The organism is Flavobacterium psychraerolatum, assembly GCF_025960985.1.
Classification (GTDB): domain Bacteria; phylum Bacteroidota; class Bacteroidia; order Flavobacteriales; family Flavobacteriaceae; genus Flavobacterium.
In genome coordinates this window covers 1-5779 of the sequence record NZ_JAOQMX010000079.1, presented here as the reverse complement: position 1 = coordinate 5779, position 5779 = coordinate 1, and the positions used below count along the sequence as shown (strand labels likewise).

Genomic DNA, 5779 nt, shown 5'->3' with positions numbered 1-5779 from the left:
TCAATAGCGCACACGCTTCGACTTAAGCTTGTCCTGAGCGATAGTCGAAGGGCTCAGCGAGACACTGTATTCAATTAACGTCTTTGTCTGCCTGAACGGAGTCGAAGGGCATAGCGAGACAGCGTTTTCAATTAGCACATCTGTCAGCCTGAGCGAAGTCGAAGGCCACATGAGGTGATGAGCAAAGTTTGTTAATAGCAAGAACGCTTCGACTTAAGTCTGTCCAGAGCGATAGCCGAAGGGCTCAGCGAGACAGCATTTTCAATTAGCACATTTGTCCGCCTGAGCAAAGTCGAAGGCCACGTGAGGTGATGAGGAAAGTTTATCAATAGCGCACACGCTTCGACTTAAGCCTGTCCTGAGCGATAGCCGAAGGGCATAGCGAGACAGCGTTTTCAATTAGCGCATTTGTCAGCCTGAGCGGAGTCGAAGGCCACGTGAGGTTATGAGCAAAGTTTATCAATAGCGCACACGCTTCGACTTAAGCTTGTCCTGAGCGATAGCCGAAGGGCTCAGCGAGACATTGTATTAAATTAACGTCTTTGTCAGCCTAAGCGATAGCCGAAGGGATCAGCGAGGCAGTAAAATAGAAATAAAAAAATAAAGAACTAACAAATTATAATGAATACAACATCACAGTTTGAAACACAAACCAAAAGCCTCATTGACGATTTAAAAAGCGTTTGTGCCAATTATGGTTTGGGAAATGACGGAAACGAATTTAAGATTATCACCCAAGTATTTTTATATAAATTCCTAAACGATAAGTTTGTCCACGAGGTAAAACAAATAGACGCTTCTATTGCAGCGGCAGACGATTGGGAAAAAGCTTTTAGAGCCTTGAGTACCGATGACCGTGAAATGCTAAGCATGCAAATGAGCGAAAGCACCGCAACCATTCATCCTGATCAATTGATTTCGTCTTTGTTTGATAGGCAAAACGAACCTAAATTTGCCGATATTCTCGATAATACCTTAATTGATATCGCAAAAAATAACAGCGATATCTTCTCGGTAATTACCGAAGGTGGCGAAAAAATAGTCTTGTTCGAAAACATTAGTAAATATGTAACCGACAAGCGAGATGATTTTTGTAAAGCGATCATTAATAAACTAGTCAACTTTAGTTTCGAAAATATCTTTCATGAAAAGTTTGATTTCTACGCTACTATTTTCGAATATTTAATTTCAGATTACAACAGCAATAGCGGTGGAAAGTATGCCGAATATTTCACCCCGCATGCCGTAGCCAAAATCATGGCACGTTGCCTCGTACAAGGCGAAGTAAGTAATGCGACCATCTATGACCCAAGTGCGGGCTCAGGAACGTTGTTAATGAATTTGGCTCACGAGATTGGCGAGGACAAATGCACGGTTTATTCTCAGGATATTTCTCAAAAGTCGTCTAACTTATTGCGACTGAATTTAATCTTGAACGATTTGGTGCATTCGATACCCAATATTGTAAAGGGAAACACCATTCTAGACCCGTATCATAAAGACAAAAACGGACGCTTACAAGAGTTTGATTACATTGTGAGCAACCCGCCATTCAAATTGGATTTCTCTGATTATGTAGCCGATTTGGACAGTAAAGAAAACCACGAACGCTTTTTTGCTGGGATGCCCAATGTACCCAAAGCCAAAAAAGAAGGGATGGCCATTTATCCTTTGTTTGTACAACACATTATGTATTCGCTTACTACTAAAGGGAAAGCGGCGATCGTTGTACCTACAGGTTTTATTACGGCCCAAAGTGGAATTGAGCGCAAAATACGAGAGCAAATGGTAGAGCGCAAAATGCTTGCGGGAGTGGTGAGCATGCCTTCTAACATTTTTGCGACTACAGGAACCAATGTTTCGATCTTGTTTCTAGACAAACTAAACCAAGGCGATGTCATTTTGATCGATGCTTCCAACTTAGGAACAACGGTCAAAGAAGGCAAGAACCAAAAGACCATTTTGAGTGCTGTTGAAGAAGACAAAATCATTAACACTTTTAATACCAAAAATGCCGTTGACGATTTCTCAGTAGTGGTTTCTTATGACGAAATCAAAGCCAAAAACTACTCCTTGAGTGCAGGACAATATTTTGAAGTAAAAATTGAATATACGGATATCACAGCAGCCGAATTTGAAGCAAAAATGCAAAGCTTTACTACCAATTTAGAGGCGCTTTTCAGCGAAAGTAAAACCTTGGAAAAGGAAATTCAGTCTAATTTGAAGGGGTTGAAGTATGAGTAAACTTAAAGTTTATAAGTTCAGTGATTTGTATAAAATGAGTTCTGGTATTTCATCAAAACCTGAACAAGCTGGGCATGGCTCTCAATTTGTTTCTTTCAAAACAGTTTTTAACAACTATTTTTTGCCTGAAGTTCTAACAGAATTCATGGATATTTCAGAAAAAGAAAAAGAAATATATTCTATAAAAAAAGGTGATATTTTATTAACTAGAACTAGTGAAACATTAGATGAATTAGGAATGAGCTGTGTTGCAGTTAAAGATTATCCCTCATCTTCTTACAGTGGGTTTTTGAAAAGGTTACGACCAAATCAAAACGGTGTTACTTATGATAAGTATTTAGCATTTTATTTAAGAAGTGATTTGTTTAGAAAAACAATGACTAATAATTCCATAATGACTTTGCGAGCAAGTCTTAATGAACAAATATTTTCCTATTTGGAATTAATACTTCCAGATTTTAATGAGCAAAAAAAAGCTGGTGATTTATTATACTCATTAAATCAAAAAATTGAACTCAACAATAAAATCAATGCGGAGTTGGAAGCGATGGCAAAAACGCTTTATGATTATTGGTTTGTACAATTTGATTTTCCCTTCGACTTCGCTCAGGACAAGCCTGATGCCAATGGAAAGCCATACAAATCTTCTGGTGGTAAAATGGTTTATAATGAAGAGTTGAAAAGGGAGATTCCTGAGGGGTGGGAAGTGAAAAGTTTATTAGATGTAGCTAATTTTACAAATGGTTTAGCTTGTCAAAAATTTAGACCTAAAGAAAATGAAGATTTTTATCGAGTAATTAAAATTCGTGAAATGGGTTCTGGTTTTACTGATAATTCTGAATTTGTTAGTACAACTATTCCTGAAAGAGTTGTTATTAATAATGGAGATATTTTGTTTTCTTGGTCGGCGACTTTAGATGTAAAAATTTGGACTGGAGGAAAAGGAGCTCTAAATCAGCATATCTTTAAAGTTACTTCTAATAAATATCCAAATAGTTATTACTATTACGAGTTACTTAATTATTTGCAACATTTTAAAATGCAAGCAGAATTGAGAAAAACTACAATGGGACATATTACGCAAGACCATTTGAAGCAAAGTAGAATAACAATTCCACCAATTGATTTAATTAAAAAGTTAGATAGTATAATACATCCAATTTTAGAAAAGAAAGTAAAACTAGAAGAAGAAAACCAACAACTCGCCTCACTACGTGATTGGTTGTTGCCTATGTTGATGAATGGTCAAGTTAGGGTTGGAGAAGTTGACGAAGAGCTGGATATGGTTGCGGAACCGAGGGAAAGTTATGGAAACAAAAGTTAAAGATGATGAGTAGAAAAATTACAATAATTGAATCCATTTTAAATGAATTAAAATTTGAACATGAAAACTTTGATGAAGCAAGCATCGAAGAAACAGCTGTATTTAAGTTCATCATAAATAACATTGATATAAAAGATAATCTTACGGATTACTGCAAAAGCTATTAGCTGTCAATTGTACAGACAAGAAAATTATGGTGATGCAAGTATTGAAAAGGACACCATTTTTGATTTATTGGTTGATAGAGAAGAACAAGAATATATTGCAATGTTTCGTTTTTATTATGAATTAATTGAGGATTTTGTAATTCAAAAAACAAATGATGTTCAAGTAATCGCTGGAACTGATTTTAAACTTGAATTGAATTTGTTTTTGCGAATTCTTTCTACAACAATTGCTTTCGATTTGGAACTTGTTTTACAAAAAGTAAAAGCTAAATTATACAACAATGTACGTCAAAAAGATTGGTATACTTTACTTGGTGGAAAAAATTGTGATGCGTATGAAAAAGAACGAATTGATGCAATGATAGATAGTGTTTTATTGTAAATGGGTTTAAAAATGAATTGGCTATTTTGATACATGATTAAGTTATAGTTGTACAACCAAGGGGAAATATGAAGAATAAAGATTTTGTTTTAACCCTTCAAATTGGGAATAGGTCTGTTTTTGAGAGAACAGGAGAGATACCTCAATATTTATGTTTCTATTCTAAAAGTTTAAAAAGAAGTTGGCGGGTCAATTTGAAAGAGGATAAGCAGCAAGGCGTTTTGAAAATGAAAGGCGTTACTGCTTTTAATTATTTTTATGATGATTTGGGCTGTAAGATGCAAAGAGTTGTTGAAGGTGTTGTTGTAGAGGAATGGATGATTGAGGAGTTTGTGATGGAGATTAGGGATTAAATAGGAATTAAATTTTTATACATATGGAGGACGCTAATCAACTAGAGACTGCTATATTAGATTTTTGTTTGCAGCAAAATAATAGCGAAATTATTGTTACGTTGTTAATCAATAATGTGCCACTTTATGATTGCATTGTAGTAAAGCATATTGCCAATTCTTTTTTAAATGAAATAGAGAAGAATGAGTTTATCGTATCTTCGTATAATTTTGAAATTTATCCTTTAGAAAGTATTGAAGAAGAAGAATTATTTTATCATAATTTCCCGAAAAATGTATCACCAGTCGATTATAAACATCAAATGGTTGGTTTAAGTTTAAAAGCTACTTTTTGCGTACTTGCAAGTAAGCATTTAGATTTGGAAGCCCTTTTTTTAAAAGGCGAAAAAATTTCGGTGAACGATTTGAACGATTTTTATTTAGATAAAAAACAAGAAAAAATAGTTATTTTGTCCCATTCCTGTGGTGTGATCAATTGTTCTAATGTCAGTATGCACATAAAAAAAGAGTCCGGAAGAGTGGTTTGGGATAATTTTTATTGGTTTAATGAAAACTTCCATCAAAAAGTTACTTTTCAATTTGAAGAAAATCAATATTTAGAAACGTTACAAAAATTAAAAATACTTGTTGAGGAACTTAAAACGTATGAAAATTATTGTGATTTTCAGAGTGATAGTTTTTATAACCCCCAAGAATTTAAGGAATGATTTGGGTAAAAAAAATATCCATCTTTAAAACGGATACCAAATAAATGGGTAACTAACTTAGCATTTTTTAATTAATCTTTTGTAATACATTCACCACGTAATGATGAGTAGTAAATAGTTGCGTTTTGATAGCTTTATTTTATAATTCTTAGTACATTTAGTTTCAGCTTAAAATGTATTAAAGAAGATAGTATCAATTTAATTATTGAGTTTTATGGATGAACTTGTTAGATCAAAGAAATTACAGTTTGAAAAGAGTAACTATTTTATTCAGATTTACAAAAGAGAATCTGGGATAGAATATGTAAAAATCATTCAGAATATCGGTAATGAATTAAAAAGCTCTATTTTAATAAACCCAAACAACTTAGATAGTATGATTCAGACCTTAATAGATTTTAGAGATGAAATTGCTTTAAATCAGGTAATTGTAGATAAGAATCAAATTAAAGAAGAGGATAGGAAGTTAATAATTACTGTTTTTTTACGAGGTACAACAATTAAAGACTTAGATTCAATTAATAAATGCAACATTTGGAAGTTGCCGTTTGGATGATTTTTTTTCAGAAAAGAGAAAAGAAAATTAAATCTTTTTCTCTTTT

General features: G+C 33.7%; 6 protein-coding genes. All 6 read left to right on the top strand.

Annotated features, from left to right (window positions below; translation table 11 throughout):
* Positions 1-621 precede the first annotated feature (621 nt).
* On the top strand, positions 622-2244 hold the full coding sequence (locus tag M2326_RS17275; RefSeq protein ID WP_264620795.1) for an HsdM family class I SAM-dependent methyltransferase: 1623 nt from the start codon (positions 622-624) through the stop codon (positions 2242-2244).
* Entirely contained in the window at positions 2237-3568 is a 1332-nt protein-coding gene (locus tag M2326_RS17270) for a restriction endonuclease subunit S (protein ID WP_264620794.1), read from the top strand. The genes M2326_RS17275 and M2326_RS17270 overlap by 8 nt, the downstream gene beginning before the upstream one ends.
* Positions 3569-3742: 174 nt before the next feature.
* Complete coding sequence (locus tag M2326_RS17265; protein WP_264620793.1) at positions 3743-4117, top strand: hypothetical protein; 375 nt, start codon at positions 3743-3745, stop codon at positions 4115-4117.
* Between the two features lie 68 nt (positions 4118-4185).
* Positions 4186-4470, top strand: a complete 285-nt coding sequence (locus M2326_RS17260) for a hypothetical protein (protein ID WP_264620792.1) — start codon at positions 4186-4188, stop codon at positions 4468-4470.
* Positions 4471-4493: 23 nt separating this feature from the next.
* Complete coding sequence (locus tag M2326_RS17255) at positions 4494-5177, top strand: hypothetical protein (protein ID WP_264620791.1); 684 nt, start codon at positions 4494-4496, stop codon at positions 5175-5177.
* Positions 5178-5391: 214 nt separating this feature from the next.
* Positions 5392-5733, top strand: coding sequence for a hypothetical protein (locus tag M2326_RS17250; protein WP_264620790.1), 342 nt, complete (start codon positions 5392-5394; stop codon positions 5731-5733).
* The last annotated feature ends 46 nt before the right edge of the window (positions 5734-5779 follow it).

What these genes read in the sequence shown, in the direction of transcription:
- M2326_RS17250 (WP_264620790.1), top strand. Translation starts at nt 5,392, where the DNA reads ATGGATGAACTTGTTAGATCAAAGAAATTACAGTTTGAAAAGAGTAAC.
- M2326_RS17255 (WP_264620791.1), top strand. Translation starts at nt 4,494, where the DNA reads ATGGAGGACGCTAATCAACTAGAGACTGCTATATTAGATTTTTGTTTG.
- M2326_RS17275 (WP_264620795.1), top strand. Translation starts at nt 622, where the DNA reads ATGAATACAACATCACAGTTTGAAACACAAACCAAAAGCCTCATTGAC.
- M2326_RS17260 (WP_264620792.1), top strand. Translation starts at nt 4,186, where the DNA reads ATGAAGAATAAAGATTTTGTTTTAACCCTTCAAATTGGGAATAGGTCT.
- M2326_RS17270 (WP_264620794.1), top strand. Translation starts at nt 2,237, where the DNA reads ATGAGTAAACTTAAAGTTTATAAGTTCAGTGATTTGTATAAAATGAGT.